Origin of the sequence: Pseudoalteromonas sp. 20-92 (assembly GCF_030847595.1) — a bacterium.
GTDB lineage: Bacteria > Pseudomonadota > Gammaproteobacteria > Enterobacterales > Alteromonadaceae > Pseudoalteromonas > Pseudoalteromonas fuliginea.
Map to the genome: position 1 here is coordinate 1 of NZ_JANJGQ010000002.1, position 16,167 is coordinate 16,167.

General features: G+C 37.9%; 16 protein-coding genes. 12 read left to right on the forward strand and 4 right to left on the reverse strand.

All coding sequences use genetic code 11. The features are described from left to right. The first annotated feature begins 225 nt into the window (after positions 1-225). Complete coding sequence (locus NRL14_RS01980) at positions 226-1,200, forward strand: transposase (protein WP_306723860.1); 975 nt, start codon at positions 226-228, stop codon at positions 1,198-1,200. 541 nt (positions 1,201-1,741) lie between these two features. Here the strand turns inward: NRL14_RS01980 and NRL14_RS01985 are convergent. Continuing rightward, on the reverse strand, positions 1,742-2,626 hold the full coding sequence (locus NRL14_RS01985; RefSeq protein ID WP_306723861.1) for a hypothetical protein: 885 nt from the start codon (positions 2,624-2,626) through the stop codon (positions 1,742-1,744). Positions 2,627-3,195: 569 nt separating this feature from the next. Here NRL14_RS01985 and NRL14_RS01990 point away from each other — a divergent pair. From NRL14_RS01990 to NRL14_RS02025, 8 genes are all read left to right on the forward strand, one after another. Then, on the forward strand, positions 3,196-4,152 hold the full coding sequence (locus tag NRL14_RS01990) for a phosphotransferase (protein ID WP_306723862.1): 957 nt from the start codon (positions 3,196-3,198) through the stop codon (positions 4,150-4,152). A gap of 146 nt (positions 4,153-4,298) precedes the next feature. Continuing rightward, positions 4,299-4,928 carry a uracil phosphoribosyltransferase gene (upp, locus tag NRL14_RS01995; protein ID WP_007378878.1) on the forward strand — a complete coding sequence of 210 codons (630 nt, stop codon included), beginning with the start codon at positions 4,299-4,301 and terminating at the stop codon, positions 4,926-4,928. Positions 4,929-4,937: 9 nt separating this feature from the next. Continuing rightward, entirely contained in the window at positions 4,938-6,176 is a 1,239-nt protein-coding gene (locus NRL14_RS02000) for a uracil-xanthine permease family protein (protein ID WP_007378877.1), read from the forward strand. A 145-nt stretch (positions 6,177-6,321) separates the two neighbouring features. Beyond that, entirely contained in the window at positions 6,322-8,067 is a 1,746-nt protein-coding gene (locus NRL14_RS02005) for an HAD-IIB family hydrolase (RefSeq protein WP_306723863.1), read from the forward strand. Then, positions 8,060-9,304 (forward strand): glycosyl transferase, encoded by a 1,245-nt coding sequence (locus NRL14_RS02010; RefSeq protein ID WP_306723864.1) that lies wholly within the window; start codon positions 8,060-8,062, stop codon positions 9,302-9,304. The genes NRL14_RS02005 and NRL14_RS02010 overlap by 8 nt, the downstream gene beginning before the upstream one ends. A gap of 26 nt (positions 9,305-9,330) precedes the next feature. Further along, on the forward strand, positions 9,331-11,109 hold the full coding sequence (locus tag NRL14_RS02015) for a sugar phosphorylase (RefSeq protein ID WP_008137235.1): 1,779 nt from the start codon (positions 9,331-9,333) through the stop codon (positions 11,107-11,109). 135 nt (positions 11,110-11,244) lie between these two features. Further along, complete coding sequence (locus NRL14_RS02020; protein ID WP_033040894.1) at positions 11,245-11,634, forward strand: cytochrome b562; 390 nt, start codon at positions 11,245-11,247, stop codon at positions 11,632-11,634. A gap of 72 nt (positions 11,635-11,706) precedes the next feature. Further along, entirely contained in the window at positions 11,707-12,093 is a 387-nt protein-coding gene (locus NRL14_RS02025; protein WP_306723865.1) for an OsmC family protein, read from the forward strand. Positions 12,094-12,156: 63 nt separating this feature from the next. Here NRL14_RS02025 and ykgO read toward each other — a convergent pair whose 3' ends face one another. Both ykgO and NRL14_RS02035 read right to left on the reverse strand, forming a co-directional pair. After that, entirely contained in the window at positions 12,157-12,291 is a 135-nt protein-coding gene (gene ykgO / locus NRL14_RS02030; protein WP_007378871.1) for a type B 50S ribosomal protein L36, read from the reverse strand. Next, positions 12,291-12,557 carry a type B 50S ribosomal protein L31 gene (locus NRL14_RS02035; RefSeq protein WP_007378870.1) on the reverse strand — a complete coding sequence of 89 codons (267 nt, stop codon included), beginning with the start codon at positions 12,555-12,557 and terminating at the stop codon, positions 12,291-12,293. Before NRL14_RS02035 ends, ykgO begins: the two co-directional genes overlap by 1 nt. A 239-nt stretch (positions 12,558-12,796) precedes the next feature. On the opposite strand from NRL14_RS02035, the gene NRL14_RS02040 reads away from it, so the two are divergent. Both NRL14_RS02040 and NRL14_RS02045 read left to right on the forward strand, forming a co-directional pair. Beyond that, on the forward strand, positions 12,797-13,066 hold the full coding sequence (locus NRL14_RS02040; protein ID WP_007378869.1) for a hypothetical protein: 270 nt from the start codon (positions 12,797-12,799) through the stop codon (positions 13,064-13,066). Positions 13,067-13,249: 183 nt separating this feature from the next. After that, a complete protein-coding gene (locus NRL14_RS02045; RefSeq protein ID WP_007378868.1) occupies positions 13,250-13,546 on the forward strand; it encodes a hypothetical protein in 297 nt (98 codons plus the stop codon). 32 nt (positions 13,547-13,578) lie between these two features. Here the strand turns inward: NRL14_RS02045 and NRL14_RS02050 are convergent, their stop codons facing one another. After that, the gene (locus NRL14_RS02050; RefSeq protein ID WP_306723866.1) at positions 13,579-14,466 is read right to left on the reverse strand and encodes a LysR family transcriptional regulator; all 888 of its coding nucleotides are present in this window, start codon (positions 14,464-14,466) and stop codon (positions 13,579-13,581) included. 116 nt (positions 14,467-14,582) lie between these two features. Between NRL14_RS02050 and NRL14_RS02055 the strand changes: the two genes are divergently transcribed. Then, complete coding sequence (locus tag NRL14_RS02055) at positions 14,583-15,755, forward strand: MFS transporter (protein ID WP_306723867.1); 1,173 nt, start codon at positions 14,583-14,585, stop codon at positions 15,753-15,755. Positions 15,756-16,167: the final 412 nt, after the last annotated feature.

Here is a 16,167-nt window from a genome sequence, read left to right on the forward strand (position 1 = left end):
TGTTTAAGTTGCGGAACTAGGCATTCAATAAGCAATAAATTTGGCGTGATCACCGCCATATCTTCGGTGAGTATTTCTGCATCCTTGATTTCTTTTATCCGCTTTTCATTAACGAGTGGATAGCGGGAATCAAGAATAAATTAACAAGACACCCATCCTAAATTTTGCACTTTTCGAAGTTAGAGGCTAGCTTTTATTTAGTGCAAAAAAAAAGCAGGGTGTCACATGGCAATTGCAAGAAAGCGTCAAGTAAGTTTGGTTGATACAAAATATTATCACTGTATTTCGCGTTGCTTGCGCCGTGCATTTCTATGTGGTGAAGACCACTTTACAGGTCAATCTTACGAGCACCGCAGAGGCTGGGTTGAAGATAAACTGCTTGAGCTAGCTAAGGTATTTTGTATTGATGTATGTGCTTATGCCGTTATGAGTAACCACACTCATTTAGTGCTGTATGTTGATGATAAAAAAGTGAATCGATTAAATGATAAAGCGATTATTATCCGCTGGCATAAACTCTGTAAAGGCACTGTACTTACGCAAAAATACATACAGAGTGAAAAGCTAAGTAAAGCTGAGCTTATCTTTTTTAATCAAACAGTAAAGGAATATCGAGAACGCCTATCAAGTATTAGCTGGTTTATGCGGTTGTTAAATGAAAACATTGCGCGCAGAGCAAATAAAGAAGATAACTGCACAGGACGGTTCTGGGAAGGCAGATTTACATCACAAGCATTACTAGATGAAGCAGCACTTGCCGCTTGTATGGCGTATGTCGATTTAAACCCAATTAGAGCTAAAATGGCTAAAACGCCTGAGGAATCAGACCACACCGGCGTTAAACAACGACTAACATACGCAAAAGAAGGCAAACAACCAAAACAACTACTGCGCTTTGCAGGAATGCCACGTCAGATAATGCCAAAAGGACTCCCGTTTGAGCTTAAATCGTACCTTGAACTTGTTGAATTAACAGGGCGTTGTATACGAGAGGATAAACGCGGTTATATTAAAAGTACACACTTACCCTTACTCGAAAGAGTTAATATTTCCCCCGAAAACTGGTTAAAGCTTACAACCCAATTTACGCGCGTATTTCATGGCGCAGTAGGCAGGCCAGCCTCACAAGAAAGTTATTGTGAAAATTTAAAGCGAAAGCGGCGAGCGAATATCAGTAACTGCGAAAAGCTATTGGCATAAAACTTAAACTACTCAGTAAAACTATTCAGTAATAAATCATAACTGCACCATGCAGTTATTTTCATGGGCCGAATTTAGGTTTAAGCGTGCTAATTTTTTTATGGATGAAATGTAAGTAACTGAGTAGTAAAAGATAAATTCTTAACCAACAAATTAAATTTAATGGCAACGTTTTGTTTGTTTAATTATAGTGGCTGTCTATTTTAACTGATTAAAGTAGCTTCATAGTTTAGCTGTAGTTTAAAATGGCGATAATTTTAATCTTTTTTAAATTTAGCTGCTGGTAATATAATAACTATTCCCGCCCATATCCCCCAGAAAAATATAGCAGGAAAAATGTCACTGATAAAATAGGACATACTTGTATAGTATCCTTCAGGCGCTGATGAATCTGAAGAAACAAAAAACACACCTATAGGTTTAAGGTAGGCAGGATAATGCGAATTGGATTGAAAAATCATACTAATATAAGGCCATACGAGTAACCAATAGATAGATCCAGAAATCTTATTAAACAATATCCGTTTTAATTTACTTTTACTTATGAACATTTATAATTTTCCGTACTAGGTAGGTTTTTTTGTGCTAACCACTTTGCTTTATATGCTCCCCAACCAGCTAGTGAATCTTTATTTTGAGAAACCGATTGTAACCCCAAAATAATCAACTCTTGTGTTGCTTTTACAGCTAGTTTACCTGAATTAGTATTCAAAGACCCTGAGTGTATATCACCTTTGGAGTGTGGAGTAATTGTGTCTATTGGTGAACCATGTTTCTGCTTATCATAATCAAATATTTTAATGATTGGATGGGGGTGGTTAGCTTCTGCAGCATCAACACCACTGATCATAGCTTCTTTTCTGCATTTGATTTGATATATAGCTTTTTCACTTCTTACTGTATGGGCTGGAGAAAATGAATCTTGTAATGCGTGTAAAGCCAAAGCTAAATGTTTTACCCCGTACCTCCTAGTTTGAAAAGTTACATTTTCATTATCATTTTGAAGCTGTTTTAAAATATTAACTTTTTGCTTACACTCAATCACCCATCGATCCATCTTCTCCTTAATGAACACACAGCCATTAATATATGAGTCATATTCGGTTTCATTAGAAGATTTCATGAAGTGATAACGCTGGCCAGTTGGAGCTTCATGTGTCCAACTTTCATCAAAATCAACCGCTGCGATTCGTCTTGCAAGATTTTTTCTAGGATCGAAAGCGTTAAAATTATATGCTCTAAGGTTGACCATGTAGGCAATAAATGCAGAGATAAAATCAGCTCGATTTGAAACTTCGGGGTTGCTCCACTGATAAGTCCCATTTACGAATATTGGAAGGCTACAGAGTTTCCTTTCCACTTGACAGTTTTTTTGCATTTGAGTAATTGCTTCTACAGATATCTTTATATGTCCATCGGCTCTCATTTGCGATTCATTTGCTTTATGTTTCTTTAGAAAAAAGAGGTAAGCATCCTGTAGAATAAACTTACTTCTTTCCTGCTTGATTTTTAGCCAGTTGATATTAAGTCAGGCTTATAGTTTATGTCAATGCCCATCAGTATAATTAGGAGCACAGGCGTTACTAGAACACGTTATCCGAGCAGACGCTGCATTGCTTTATACAAGTTATACTTTGGCTATGTCTAACTTTGACTAAATATTAATAAAACAAATTAACATGACACATATGGACGCTCCCTTGAAGTCAAGACGAGCCGATGTATAAACATCTAAGTTTTTGCTTTTGTTAATTATCATGTATCCCATTTCCCAGTAATGATGCGTCACAAGCTTGCTAAAAAACAAAGATAAATAAGCCAGACGCCCATCCTAAATTTTGCATTTTTAGAAACAAGTTGTATAGATAAATTAAGATGGGTGTCAGTCAAAAAGAAATGTATATTTTTGTTAAACCGTTCGGTTTTTATTAAGTAGTTTTATTAAAAACGCCCACTAATGTTAAACTACAAAAAATTTAATTATTTAATATTACCATGGCATTTTACATTCCTTTATTACAACCTCATTTTAAGCACATTGAAATTGGCGATACGTTAACATCCCTTTGGAGTGGCTGTGGCAATATTGTGCAGTGCCAGCTTGATGATGAGGCATGTGTTATTAAAGCGATTGAAATACCTAGCTATATAAACCATCCAAAAATTAAACAAAGCGAATTTGCACTTAAAAGAAAGCAGCATTCCTATAGCGTTGAATACACTTTTTATAAGCTTTATAGCCAGCATTTACCAGTACATGCGCAAAGTATTGAATGTATAAGCGCAATTAATAAAGATGATGAATACGCGCTGGTGTTTAAAGACTTTACCAAGCATGGGTTTACTCAAGCGAAAAGCGAACATATAAAAGCTATATTAAAGTGGCTTGCGCACTTTCATGCATTTAACCTAAACAAACCTGTTGACGGCTTGTGGCGGCAAGGCAATTATTGGCATTTAAGTACGCGGCCAGATGAGTTTAATAAATTAAAAACAAGCGCGAATGAAAAGTCCGATATTAAAAATTTTGCACATAAAATAGATGAGGAACTACAAAGTTGTGCGTATAAAACGCTGAACCATGGCGATGCAAAGCTTGCTAACTTTGCAGTAAATGAGCGCGATAAAATACTCGGTTATGATTTTCAGTATATAGGTGCAGGTAGTGGGATAATTGATGTAATGTATTTTATGACCAGTTGCTTAAGTGATGCACAATTACACGAATGGGCTGAGGATTACCTTGTGTACTATTTTGATAATTTAAAGGCTGCTATTAATATTTATTACCCTACAGCACCAGCAGGTAAAATAGCTGACGATTGGCTCGTTTTATGGCCTGCGGCATGGGCTGACTTTTATCGGTTTTTAGTTGGCTGGAGTCCTGAACATCAAAAAATAAATAGCTATATGCTTAAGCAAGTAAATAACTGGTTAGCAGCTAATATTTAATAAACAGACTGTGTTAGCTACTTGCATAAATATCAAGCAAAGCAATAGATTTTTGCACAGCATATGAAAATCCCTTTAAAATTACAGGTCAAATGACCTTTTTTAATATAAAATACCGCTAATTATTGTCTTAGTAGGTTTTTATCATGGCTATTCACGTTATTACTCATCCTCTTGTTCAACATAAACTTGGTTTAATGCGCGCATATGGCATTAGCACTAAAAGCTTTCGTGAACTGTGCTCTGAAGTAGGCACATTATTAACCTACGAAGCTACTAAAAACCTTCCACTTGAAGATAACGAAATTACCAGTTGGGACGGCAATAAATTAAATGTGCAGCACATTAAAGGTAAAAAAATTACAGTAGTGCCTATTTTACGTGCAGGCCTTGGTATGATGGACGGTGTAATGCAATTACTACCAGCCGCTAAGGTTAGTGTTGTAGGTCTTCAACGTAACGAAGAAACGCTAGAGCCAATCCCTTATTTTGAAAAGTTAGTAGGTAATATTGACGAGCGTTTGAGCCTAGTAATTGACCCAATGCTTGCAACCGGTGGCTCAATGATTGCCACTATCGACATGCTTAAAAAAGCAGGCTGTAAAGAAATTAAAGTTATTATACTTGTAGCAGCACCGGAGGGCGTTGCAAAAACACTTGAGGCTCACCCAGACGTAGAAATATTTACTGCATCAGTAGACAGCCACCTGAACGAAAAAGGATACATAGTGCCCGGTTTAGGTGATGCGGGCGACAAAATATTCGGTACAGTTTAGGAGTGTTCAGTGCAAAATAACGCCACATTTTCTATAAAAACCATTTTAACGGGTGCACAAATGCTGTTTGTAGCATTTGGTGCATTGGTGCTTGTGCCGCTATTAACAGGGCTCGATCCGAGTGTGGCATTGTTTACAGCAGGGTTTGGTACTTTGCTGTTTCAGATAGTGACTAAAGGTCAAGTGCCTATATTTTTAGCCTCTTCATTTGCTTTTATTGCACCTATTATTGCTGCCGTGCAAATGTGGGGTGTGCCCGCGACAATGGGGGGCTTAATGGCGGCAGGTTTTGCATATATGCTGTTGAGCTTATTAGTAAAATTTAAAGGCGTAGCAACGCTTCATAAAATTTTACCACCTGTGGTTGTAGGCCCCGTAATTATGGTTATTGGTTTAGCCCTTGCACCTGTTGCTGTAAATATGGCGATGGGTAAAAGTGGCGACGGCAGTCTTCAAATTATTGATTACAATAACGCTATTTTTATTTCGATGTTTTCGTTATTAGTAACGCTTGTTTTTGCAGTATGGGGAAGGGGGGTATTTAAACTTATTCCTATTCTGGCAGGGGTTGTAGCGGGTTATGGCTTATCGCTTATTTTAGGTGTTGTGCAATTTGACGCAGTAAGTAATGCACAATGGTTCGCTGTGCCTAACTTCACATGGCCAGAATTTAAATGGCAAGCTATTTTGTTTATGGTGCCTGTGGCTATTGCGCCAGCCATTGAACACATTGGCGATATGATGGCGATTAGCCAAGTAACCAACAAAGACTTTTTGAAAAAGCCTGGCTTGCACCGTACTTTGTTTGGTGACGGCTTAGCTACATCAGCCGCGTCATTATTTGGTGGCCCGCCTAACACTACTTACTCAGAAGTAACGGGGGCAGTAATGCTTACCAAAAACTTTAATCCAAAAGTAATGATGTGGACGGCCATTATTGCTATTGCTTTAGCGTTTATCGCTAAAATGGGGGCTGGGCTGCAAACAATACCAGTACCTGTAATGGGCGGTATTATGATTCTACTTTTTGGTTCTATTGCCGTTGTTGGCCTAAATACACTGGTTAAGTCGGGAGATGATTTAACTGCGCCGCGCAACTTAAGCATTGTTGCCCTTATTTTAGTGTGCGGTATTGGAGGAATGCATGTTGGTGGTAGCCAATTTAGTTTGGAGGGCGTAAGTTTATGCGCCATCTTAGGTATCGTACTTAACTTAATATTACCTAAAGCAGAGCCTGTAGAGGCTTAATTTTGAACATTAACTAATTAGTTTGCACCATAATAGCGCATTTTAAATGCGCTATTTTTTTAACCTATTAAAAAGTATACAAAAAAAATATTGGTCTAGTATCTGCATTTACTCCTTCAGAACGTATTGTATGCAAGGAGTTACTATGTCAGAGGCCAATATTGTGGATATAACCCCGTTTTTAGCAAAGCACCAACTGCCTTTAAAATATCAATATTTGAGTGAGCAATACTTTGTTCCACTCGCGCATGACATCCTCGAATCTAAAAAAACAAATACTCCTATTTTTGTTGCCATAAATGGATGCCAAGGATCAGGGAAAACAACACTCGCTGATTTTTTAGTTACGTGGTTTTCTAAAAACACATCCCTTAACAGTGTCGCATTATCTATTGACGATTTTTATTTAGCTAAGCAAGCGCGTAAACAACTTGCTGAGGATGTTCATCCACTATTTGCAACTCGTGGAGTACCAGGTACTCATGACACGGAGTTGATGAATAGCACTATTTCGCAGCTATTAGCAGGTGATATAAATGTGCCATTACCACGCTTTAATAAACACATTGATGATTGCATTTCTCAAAATGAATGGTTAGCTAATTCAACGCCTGTCGATATTGTTATTTTAGAAGGATGGTGTGTAGGCAGTGAGCCGCAGCCATTATTTTCATTGAGTGAACCGCTTAATGAGTTGGAGCAGCTTCATGATAAGGAGGGTGTGTGGCGTCGTTGTATAAACAGTTGTTTAGCCAATGAGTATAAAGCAATTTTTAATAAAATTGATTACACCGTAATGCTTAAAGCGCCAAGCTTTAGTGATGTATTTACATGGAGACAAGAGCAAGAGCAAAAACTAATTGCTAAAGAAGGTGCAGGATCAGGCACGATGACTAATGCGCAGTTAGTGTGGTTTATTTCTCATTTTGAGCGTATTACACGCGAAAATTTAAATACTTTGAGCAGTAAAGCAAACGCACTGATTGAGCTTGATGCTAATCGCGATATAAGTGGGATGCATTTAATTAGCGATGACACCCTTCAGCCAATTATTTTTACCGATTTAGATGGCACTTTACTCGATCATAGCGATTACAACACCAGTAATGTGAGTGTGTTATTGCAACAGTTACAAAACGCACATATCCCAGTGGTGTTTAATACCAGTAAAACATTTTGCGAAGTGGTTGAAATTAAAAACGAATTAAACATCCAACAGCCTTTTATTGTTGAAAATGGCGCTGCAGTTTATATACCTGATCACTACTTTGAACTTAAACCGATTGGTTGTAAAAAAGTTGGCGCTTATTGGTGTTTTGCATTAGCTAAGCCTTTGTCGCGTTTATTAAGTGATTTAGAGTCGCTCGATTCTAAATACAAAGCGCATTATAAATTATTTAGTAACTTAACCGGTGAACAAATCTCTGAGTTAACAGGGTTGAGTGACGAACAAGCAAGGCGTGCGCAAACGCGAGACTACTCAGATCCACTTTATTGGTATGGCAATGATGACTTACTAAATACCTTTGTCGAAGATGTTAAAGCGCTTGGTTACGACATAAAAGTAGGAGGGCGCTTTATTCATATTGCCAAAAATACAGACAAAAGCGCTGCACAGCAGTGGTTAGTTAAGCAGTTTACCCATCACTTTAGAAAGCCTCTCACAGTCATAGCATTGGGCGATAGCGATAACGATAAGCAAATGTTAGAGCAAGCCAATATTGCCATTATTATTGCAAATCCGGCGAGCAAAAAACCGGTTAAATTGTCACATAACAAGGCACGCTATTCACAATCGCCAGCACCATTAGGTTGGATTGAAGAAATAACATCACTACCTTGTATTAACAGTATTTTAAGTATTACTGAGGAGCAAACATCTCATGGCTGATTTTTACCAAAATGGCGTAATTACTACATTACACAATATAGCTGACCGACCAATTGAAGAGCTAGAAAAAGAATTAATCGGGTTTAGTAAGCAGCGTCCAATGGGGCTTATATTACCATCGTTATTTAGCGAGTTAGAAGGCCCTGCGCTGCAAAATATAGTTAGCGAGTTGCGTGAAGTACCGTATTTATCGCAAATTACTATTGGCCTAGATAGAGCTGACGAAGCACAGTATCGCCACGCACTTGGTTTTTTTAAAGAGTTAAATCAAAACCACAAAGTACTTTGGAACGACGGCCCGCGCTTACAAGCTCTTGATAAAGAATTACAAGAGCTAGGCGTAGCGCCAAGAGAGCTTGGAAAAGGCCGAAATGTTTGGTACTGCATGGGTTATAAGCTAGCAACAGCAGAAGTAGAATCTATCGCGCTGCATGATTGCGATATTTTAACCTACGACAGAAGCCTACTTGCTCGCTTAATTTACCCCGTTGCGCATCCGCGTTTTAACTATGAATTTTGTAAAGGCTTTTACCCGCGTACAGCAAACGGAAAAATTAACGGCCGTGTATCACGCTTATTAGTAACGCCACTACTGCGTTCATTCAAAACTATATTAGGTAACCGCGACTATTTGGAATACATGGACTCATTTAGATACCCATTAGCAGGTGAGTTTTCGTTCAGACGTGATGTATTAAACGACATTCGCATCCCAAGTGATTGGGGATTAGAAATTGGTGTACTAAGTGAAATGTATCGTAATTATTCACATAATCGTTTGTGCCAAGTAGATATAGCCGATAACTACGATCACAAACACCAAGCACTATCACTTGATGATCAAAGTGCTGGGTTATCTAAGATGTCGATTGATATAACCAAAGCTTTATTTAGAAAGCTAGCAACACAAGGCGTTACTTTTACCAGTGAAACTATTCGCTCACTCAAAGCAACGTATTACCGTATTGGTTTAGATTTTATAGAAACCTACCATAATGATGCAATAATGAATGGCTTAACGCTTGATGTGCATCAAGAAGAAAAAGCAGTAGAAATGTTTGCACAAAATATTATGAATGCAGGGCAACAATTTTTAGATAACCCAATGGAAGCGCCATTTGTACCAAGTTGGAACCGTGTTGTGTCAGCAATGCCAGATGTATTTGAGCGCTTAAAAGAAGCAGTGGAGTTAGATAACAAAGAATATAGCCAACCTAAAAATAAATGTTCAGGTTAAGTAACTAAAAAATAAAAGGGGCGCATGTGAGCACAGTTAACGAACTATTTTTACAGCGGGTAGAGCAACATCTTCGAATAATTTATGAGGATGTTGAACTGCCCTTATCAATTGCTGAGCTTGCTCAGCAATTGATTAAGATTATTTTAGGCAGCAGTCCACTGCGCGACCCGACACCGCATACAAATAGGTGGGATGAACAAGATATAGTATTGATAGCTTATGGCGATTCAATTATTAAGCATGATAATAGTGATTTTGCGGTATCGAGCCCAATGGAAGCTCCGCTCAAAACACTACACCGATTTATAAAAGATCAATGCGATATGCAACTTAATGCGCTGCATATATTACCATTTTACCCGTACAGCTCAGACGAAGGCTTTGCAGTAATGAACTACGTGCAAGTTAACGAATCGCTAGGGGATTGGGGTGATATTCAAAACATAGCCAAAGATGTAAAGCTAATGGCTGATTTAGTAATTAACCATTGCTCAAGCAGAAGCGTATGGTTTGAGAATTTTTTAAACGATTTACACCCAGGTAAAGATTACTTTAAAACGGCAAGCTTAACTGATGATTTAAGCCAAGTTGTACGCCCGCGTACCTCATCGTTATTGAATACCGTAACAACGCCAAGCGGCGAAAAACACGTATGGTGCACGTTTAGTCACGATCAGGTTGATTTTGATTTTGGCAATCCCGATGTACTTAAAGAATTTGTGGGCATAATTCGGCATTATTTAGACAACGGTGTGCGCTTATTTAGACTCGATGCAGTTGCTTTTTTATGGAAGCAACTAAATACAAATTGTATTAACTTACCACAAACACATGAAGCCGTAAGGCTAATGCGCACGCTTATTGAGCATGTAGAGCCAAGTGTGGTCATAATTACCGAAACCAATATCCCAAATCAAGAAAACCTATCGTATTTTGGTAACGCCAATGAAGCGCATGCGATTTACAACTTTGCACTGCCACCATTATTGCTACACACTTTGTTAAGTGGTGATAGCACAGCACTTAAACACTGGATGATGAGTATGCCGCCGGCGCAAAATGGCACAGCCTACTTTAACTTTATAGCATCGCATGACGGAATTGGGCTTAGGCCAATTGAGGGTTTATTAGAACCTAGCGAAGTGGCTTCACTCGTAAGCACAACGATGCAATTTGGTGGGCGTGTTTCAATGCGTACCAGTAATGACGGCACACATACCCCGTATGAGCTAAACATTGCATTATTCGATGCGCTACAAGGAACACATAACGGCCCAGACAAATTTGGCCTTGAACGGTTTATGTGTGCACACGCAATTATGTTTGCACTTGAGGGAATACCTGGGCTTTATATCCATAGTTTACTTGGCACAACAAACGATTACGAGCGTTTTGAAAACTCTCAACACAACAGAGCCATTAACCGTCATCGTTGGCAAGAGTCAAAATTGTTAGCAGCGATTGGTGAAAAATACAGCCATCATCATAAAGTATTTATCGGTATTAAAGCGTTATTGGGTGTACGTAAAAAGCAAAGTGCGTTTCATCCTAATGCCACGCAGTTTACGCTGCATTTAGCGGGGGGATTATTTGGTTTTTGGCGACAAAGCATCGATAGAAAGCAAAGTATATTTTGTGTTTATAATATAAGCGATAAAGCACAAACCTTAATACTAGCCGATTTAAACCTAATTAATACGCAGCAATGGTTCGATTTAGTCGCAGTAAACACAATAGAAGAAGGGCAGCTAAATATTGAACTCGAGCCATATCAAAGCGTGTGGTTGAGCAACCTGCAGTAAATATTTTTAACGATTTAAATATAAAACTAACTGTAAAGGGGCTTTACAGTTAGTTTTAAGCCATTTCACTACCCGAGTTACTTTCTTTTCTATCCTTGATACAATCTGTATGTTTTTAACTTAGTAAGGTTGTTCATGAAGTCTTTTTATATATTTTTCACATTGTTATTTAGCTCATTAGCATTAGCTGATCAGCCTGTTGATCTCGAAATAAACATGAAAAACACAGGCCTTGCTTATAAACAAACAGTACAAGCAACTGATCTAGCAGAATTTAATATCGCAATCGATAAGTTTATTAAGCTGGTAAAAGTAAGTAGAACAGCCAAATTTTATAAAGAGCCCGAACAGTCATTACAAGGCCTTGATAAAGTAATTGCTCAGGCTGAGCTTGCTAAAAATGCGGCTAATGAACAAGGGCTCGCAGAGGCGAAAGCATCATTAAAAAATATAGATGATTTACGTAAAAAATATCACAAACTACATGAGCCACCAGGCTTTTTTGAATTATTGTTTGGTTCGTAATCTAGGCTTAAACTAAAAAATTATGTATTAGTAAATATTTTAACCAACATTTAGGTTATATAAGGAATAACAATGGAAATTTTAGTTTCAATGTTAGAAGGCCAAAAGCAAAGTGCAAAATTTGGCGATTTAGAAGTGATAAGCGATCAAAGTATTGCTGCGGGTGGGAGTGCCGAACACCCTGAACCTTTTGACTATTTTTTAGTGAGCATGGTGCTATGCGCAGGGTTTTACGCACGAAAATTTTGTGAACAACGTGATATTTCTACACAAGGAATGACGCTAACACAAAACAATGAAAACGTTGATGACAATGGTAAAAAGTTATTTGCTATTGAAATTAACCTACCAGAGGGTTTTCCTGAAAAATATAAAAAAGCCCTTATAGCTGCTGTTAATACGTGTACTGTTAAAAAAGTAATTCAGGCCGTGCCTGAATTTTCAGTCATTGTAAAATAGTAACGTCCTAAAATTAGGTAGCTTAAATAAGCTACCTAATTATGTATTAATACCCCGCTGAGATTACTTCTTTTTCATCCCTTGAACGGCTTTAAAGCGAGGGTTGCTTTTACAGATAACAAATACACGGCCTTTGCGTTTAACTATTTGACAACCAGCGCGCTGTTTTGCACTTTTGAGTGAGCTAAGTACCTTCATTATTTTTCCTCTTTTTTACTCGTTGAAACACCTTTAAATCGACGATTAAACTGTGCAACACGACCATCTGTGGTTACGGTTTTTTGCTTACCTGTATAGAAAGGGTGTGAATCACTCGACACATCAATAGGCACATACGGATAAGTTTTACCGTCTACCTCAACAGTGCGGTTGGTTTTAATTGTTGAACCGATAATAAAATAAGAGTCGGCAGCGGTGTCGTGAAAAGCAACTACTTGGTAGTCAGGGTGAATATTTGGTTTCATAATGCGCCTCAGTAAATGATATGTGATAATATATCATTTAATTTAACGCATTTTTTTGTGCTTTGCAAATAGTTTTAAAAGCAGTGAAAAGCACCAGTTTGATGGCTATTTGTGCAAATAAATCAAAAAATAAGCACTTAGATTAAAAATGCTGGCTATTAGCGTTTAGGCTGTTATAACTATATTTAAGCTAATAAAAACGTTAAAACCGCATTTACAGTTGATCACAGAGGTAATGTATGAGCGACGCAGTACAACAACAAGAAAAAATAGATCAAGGGGTGATGGATACCCTAAGAGAGCGTGACCATAGTGCCTTAGCACATCAACTTAATCCTTTAAGTTGTAACCACAACGACATTGTTGAGTTATTGGCACAATATATGGCACTCAGTGAGCAAGACAATGATGAATTGTTTGACGATTGGTTTGATAATTTATCTAAAGAACAGCATACGGTATTAAAAGTTTTTGAAATTTATCGAGGTCAATATGAGCATCAAAACTAATATTGTTTTAGATGCTTAGTTTTACTCTAAATACGAATAATTTAACTTTATGATTAAAGCGTTATTAGACTAATATAAATTTACTCTCTGATTAAAGTTTGGTTATACCGAGCTAAATTAGTTTAATAATTTCAAGTTTTTAAGAAATGTTTGTTAAAATTAGTCAGTTAACAGGAGTCAACAGTGGCAGACATTAATAAGTTAGTAAATAATATAAAAACAATAGTGAAAGATAATCAAATACCGCTTAATAAACTAATGACACCTGACTTTATTAGCTCACATACAAAGTATAATGATTTTGATAGTTTATTGGCCGGAGGCGGTTTTGAAATAACGGACGAAAAACAATTTAATTTATTTCCTAGTAACGATTGGGAAGCGTACATAACTAGGCAAACGCAGTTTATATCATGGAGAGAGATGAGGATGAGAGCCATGGTTATTTATGTTGGTTATCAAATAACACTCGATGATTAATTTATTACCTTTATTATTTCTATTTTAAAAGATCACAAAGTTAGTTTTGGTTTTATAAAATCTAAAAAAGCGACAATACGAGACGAAACTGCGCTGTTTTTATAATAAACCGCTTGTATAATTTCACGATTATTTGGCCTCATAACCGCATTGGGTAGTAATTCAATAAGTCGCTTTTCATTTATGTCATTTCCAATCATAAAATCCGAAAGTAAAGCAATGCCTTGCCCTACTAAACATAATTGTCGTACTGTCTCTCCGCTACTCGCGCTCAGCGAATAGCTTAGTTTTAAAGGTTGAATTAACGGCCAGCTATTAAGTTTAGGTGAGTCGGTAAAACCAATTAATTTATGGCTGGTTAAATCATTTATAGCATTAATTTTAGGGTTACTTTTTAAATACTCAGGGCTTGCGACTATACGCAGTTTACTATGGCCTAACTTACGAGCATGTAGGTTTGAGTCCTTTAAATCACCAATGCGTATGGCTAGGTCGGTTTTATGTTCAAGTAAATCAATAATGCTATCGTGCGAGGTTATATCAAGCGTTATGTGCGGGTATTGCTTAGCAAATTCGCCAATTAAAGGCGTAAGTTGGTGCAATACAAAAGGGCTTGCCGCATCTATTCGCAGCTTGCCACTTGGTGCTTGTTTTAAAAGCTTTATGGCTTCTTCACCGGTATAAAGCGTATTTAATCCTTCGCGCGCATATTTTATAAAAGTATGGCCTTCTTCGGTAAGCTCTAATCGGCGTGTTGTTCTGTTTAGCAAAGTACATTGCAGTGTATTTTCAAGGCGTGATACAGCTCGCGACACTTTAGCCACCTGTTGAACGAGCAAATTAGCCGCCCCCGAAAAGCTTCCGCAATCGACTACCGTTATAAACGTTTCTAAATCTTCAGTTTTTGAATGAACCGCCATAAGTATACCAACATCACCTTTGCATTATTAACAAAAGTATTTTGTCACTAATGCTATTTTTTGCAAACGATATTTTAGCCAAACTATATTCTTCATATATTAATGAGGTTATAACTATGCCATTGGCTTTGTGGGCGCTTACCTTAAGCGCATTTGCAATAGGAACAACTGAGTTTGTAATAGTGGGATTAGTACCCACCATTGCAAACGACTTAGGCGTAAGCCTACCTTCAGCAGGTTTGCTTGTAAGTTTATATGCGGTTGGCGTTGCCATTGGTGCGCCGGTGCTGACAGCTTTAACGGGTCGCTGGAATCGTAAAGTGGTACTAATAAGCTTAATGGGCTTATTTGTTTTAGGTAACTTACTTGCATGGCAAGCGCCAAGTTACGAAACATTAATACTTGCGCGCATTTTAACGGGGCTTGCCCATGGTGTGTTTTTTTCAATCGGATCGATGATTGCCACTAGCCTAGTAAGCAAAGACAAAGAAGCCAGTGCAATAGCCATTATGTTTACCGGGCTTACTGTAGCACTCGTAACTGGTGTGCCACTAGGTACATGGATTGGACAACACTTTGGTTGGCGTGCAACGTTTTTAGTTGTGTCGGTATTAGGTTTAATTGCATTAATCGGCAGCTCTATTTTAGTGCCAAAAAACTTACAACAATCAATACCAGCCACGTTTAAAGAACAACTACAAGTAATCGTAAAACCACGTTTATTACTCGTGTATTTAATGACGATATTGGGCTACGGCGGCACGTTTACAGCGTTTACTTATTTAGCACCTATTTTAGAGCAACAAACAGGTTTTGCGCCTTCGGCTATTGCCTTAATAATGCTTGTTTACGGTGTATCGGTAGCGGTAGGTAATATTTGGGGTGGAAAGTTGGCCGACAAGCGCGGCCCAATTAGCGCTTTGAGTATTATATTCAGCGCTTTGAGTGTTATTTTACTGATATTTACCTTTACGATGGAATCAAAAATTGCCGCTGTACTTACTATTCTAGTCTGGGGCGCATTTGCTTTTGGCAATGTGCCAAGCTTGCAACTTTATGTAGTAAAGCAAGCACAAAAGCACACGCCAAATGCGGTAGATGTTGCATCAGGTTTAAACATAGCCGCATTTAATATTGGTATTGCACTTGGCTCAATTATTGGTGGTAGCGTAGTAGAGAACATGACCCTGCAAGACACAGCATGGATAGGCGCTGTTATCTCTGTTTTAGCACTCGGTGTTACACGCTACAGCGGTATGCTTGATAAACGTGAAATTCAGCAAGCATAAAGTCTTAGCAGGGTCTGTTGACCTTTTAGGATTAAATTTGTTCAATCTAGGGAGGATTTAATCACGGAGCGAGGTTTGTAACCTAGTGGGCTAAGTAAAAATCGAGGGACAAAGAGTAAATTCACCCTAGGAAGAACCTACAGGCAGCGCGTATTTGGCATTTATGCTGCGTTATCGCCTATTAATGTGGAACAACCACACTGCATAGGCTCTGCCTTGCCTAAATACCAAATACACTGCTGCAAATGTAATCTCTAAAGATTAACAGACCCTAACCTTGAAACTAAAATTAATGACCTCATACCTGTTATAAGGTCATAGATTTTTAAGTGACAGTCGCAATAAGAAGTAAAAGGTGTATTTCGTAAAGCTTTAAAAGAGCTTGTTTTTAACCGATTATTTTATAAGGATA